The organism is Mycobacterium sp. GA-1199 (genome assembly GCF_001500045.1).
Classification (GTDB): domain Bacteria; phylum Actinomycetota; class Actinomycetes; order Mycobacteriales; family Mycobacteriaceae; genus Mycobacterium.
Genome location: NZ_LQIX01000037.1, coordinates 1 through 3,172, shown reverse-complemented (window position 1 = coordinate 3,172; position 3,172 = coordinate 1). Strand labels below are relative to the sequence as shown.

The window sequence follows — 3,172 nt, the reverse complement described above, 5'->3', positions numbered from 1 at the left end:
TGCTCGTGTTGATCGTGACGATGGACCCCGGGATGGTCCGACCACTCGGCGTGGTCCCCACCACCGCGCCGTAGGCGGCGCCGCTGTTGACCGGCGTCGTTTTCTCGGCAACCTGGAATCCGGCATCCTTCAGCCGCTGACGGGCCCGGTCGACGTTCATGCCTGTCACGTTCGGCACCTCGCTGCCGGGACCGCCCTCGACGTAGCGGGGATCGGTCGGCGGCAGGCGCACCTCGCCGAGATCGGTCGCGATCGGCTTCATCGCCTCGAACCAGATGCGCGCCGGTTCGTTGCCCCCGTAGAGGTCTCCGCTGTAGCACTTGCGCAGGGGGAACGAGCAGATCTCCGACGGTGAGTTGGAGTCGTCGAAGATGTAGACGGCGCCCGCGAGCTGGTTGGTGAATCCCAGAAACCCCGACGACCGGTGCGACTCGGTCGTGCCGGTCTTACCGGACATCGGCAGATCCCAGCCCACTGAACCGGCGGCTCCCGCGGCCGTACCGGCGCCCTTGTCGTCCTTGCTCAGCGCGTTCGCGAGAGTGTTCGCCAACCCTTCCGGAACCGCTTGGTCGCACTTCTCGGCGGTGAACGTCACCTCGTTGCCATGACGGTCGATGATCTTGTCGATCGGGTTGGCCGGGCACCACGTGCCACCGGAACTCAATGTCGCGGCCACATTCGACAACTCGAGCGCGTTGAGCTGGAACGGCCCCAGGGTGAACGAACCGGCGTTCTGTCGCTTGATGTACTCGGCCAGGCTCTCGTTGCTTCCGCGGTCGTATGCGCGCGCCGTCCCGGGAAGGGCATAGGAGCGCAGGCCGAGGCGAACCGCCATGTCGACCGCCCGGGGTACGCCCACCTGCTGGATGAGCTTGGCGAAGGCGGTGTTGGGCGAGCTGGCCAGCGCGTCGGTGACGTTCATCGACCCGCGATAGTTGCCGGCGTTTCTCACACACCACGTCTCTTTCGGGCAACCGGGTGTGTCGCTGCTGCCGAGTCCCCGTGCTTGGAAGGATCCGGGAACGGCGAGTTGGGTATTGATACCCATTCCCATCTCGAGCGCCGCTGCGGTGGTGAAGACCTTGAAGATGGAACCTGCGCCGTCGCCGACGAGTGAGAACGGCTGCGGCTGCACCGTCTGCCCCGCGTCCTTGTTCAAGCCGTAGTTCCGGTTGCTGGCCATAGCGAGCACCCGATGCGAATCCTTGCCCGGCCTGATGACGCTCATCACGCTGGCGATTCCCTCCAGCGTGGGACTCGCGACCTTCTCGATCGCCCTTCTCACCGACGACTGAATCGTCGGATCGAGCGTGGTGCGGATCAGGTAGCCGCCACGGGCGACCTGTTCCTTGTTGATTCCCGCATGGGCCAGATACGCCAGCACGTACTCGCAGAAGAAGCCGCGGTCACCGGCAGCGATGCAGCCGCTCGGCAGCTCCTTGGGGCGGGGCAGCACACCGAGCGGCGCGGACTTGGCGGATCGTAGTTCGTCGGTGTGCTGGGGGAGGTGTTCGATCATGGTGTCCAGCACCAGGTTCCGACGCTGTAAGGCGCCCTGGGGGTTGACGTAGGGGTCCAGCGAGGCGGGCGACTGGACCAGGCCGGCCAGCAGCGCCGCCTGTTGCCAGTTCAACTGCGAGGCGTTGACCCCGAAGTAGGTCTGCGCGGCGTCCTGCACTCCGAACGCCCCGTTTCCGAACCCCACCAGGTTCAGGTAGCGCGTGAGGATTTCGGCCTTGGTGAACGTCTTGTCCAGCGTCAACGCCATCCGCATCTCACGGAGCTTGCGCGCCGGCGTCAGCTCGACCGCGGCGCGCCTCTCGGCGTTCGTCTGTGCGGTCACCAGCAACTGGAAGTTCTTGACGTATTGCTGCTCGATCGTCGACCCGCCGCGGGTGTCGAGGTTGCCCGACAGATAACCCGACAAGCCTGTGAGTGTGCCCTGCCAATCGACGCCCGCATGCTCGGCGAACCGCTTGTCCTCGATCGAGACGATGGCCAGCTTCATGGTGTTGGCGATCTGCTCGCTTTTCACCTCGAATCGGCGCTGGCTGTATAGCCAGGCGATCGGTTTACCGGCGGCGTCGACCATCGTCGTCACCTGGGGAACGTCTTCCTCCACCAGCTGCGCCGAGCCGTTGGCGACGACGTCGGAGGCCCGGTTGGACAACAGGCCGAATCCGCCCGCGAACGGGAACATCAGCGCCGCCACCAGCACCCCGGCCAGCGTGCAGCACAAAATCAGCTTGATGACCGTCCCCCCGGCCGGTACGCGCTCCGGCATGTCAGCAGGGTATTAAATGCGGTCTCGCGGCGAACGCTCCCGCGCCGATTTCAGCGCAACGACGGCGAAACGCTCTGGTAACGGGCACGGTCACCCTCGGTCCAGATCCCACTGGCCGAAGTCGGGCGCGAGGACCTCGTCGACGTCGACGTGGGTGTCTCCGATGGGCACACCGGGCTCGGACGGGCCGATCACCACGGCCTGATAGAGCACGGCCCGGGGGTCACGCTCACCGGCCGACCAGGCCTTGGTCTGCCACACCCACCAATGTCCGTCGCTGGTCGAGCGGCCGACGACCCCATCGCCGATCGCCCAGGAGCAGGCCCGCGCGTGGCCGTAGAGGCCGGTGCGATCCACACCCAGAACGGAGTTGATTCCGCGATACCACTCGCTCGCGACGTTCTCCCACGTCTCGGCGTCGATGTCCTCGTCGACGCTGAAGAAGATGGGGGCCGAATCAGGTCCGCCCGCGGCATTGTGCAACCGCTGGGCGGTCAGGGCGTCCGCCACACCACCGTCGTACCCGCGCGTGTAATCGGACGGCGTGGGCCAGCCCGGCTTGCCGTACTGGTAGCAGCTGACGACGTGCAGACCCTCGGCCCGCAGCGAGTCGGCGTACTCGCGCGTCACCGGTTTGAAGTCGAAGTCAGCGCCGGGCCGCAGCTCGGAGACGTAGACCAGCGCGCCGTCGAAGCCCGCCGCCTTGAGCTGATCGGCCGGAACCTTGCGGTGCGCAAAGTCGACCAGCCGCAGCGGCGCCGCTGAGGCACTCGGGCCGGAGAGCGTCGCGGCCGCCGCGCCGAGGAAGAACAGCGGCGGCGCGGCGACGGCATACTTGAGGAGTTCGCGTCGAGAAGGAGGGTGCCCTCCGCCACGACCGGGTGACCT

At 66.6% G+C, this 3,172-nt stretch carries 2 protein-coding genes; both read right to left on the bottom strand.

What is annotated here, in order from left to right; genetic code table 11:
* Positions 1–2,284: transglycosylase/D,D-transpeptidase PonA2 (gene ponA2 / locus AU198_RS19545; RefSeq protein WP_064350238.1), on the bottom strand; the 2,284-nt coding region annotated here is incomplete at its 3' end.
* 90 nt (positions 2,285–2,374) lie between these two features.
* On the bottom strand, positions 2,375–3,172 hold a 798-nt coding region (locus tag AU198_RS19540; protein WP_064350237.1), incomplete at its 5' end, for a DUF1906 domain-containing protein.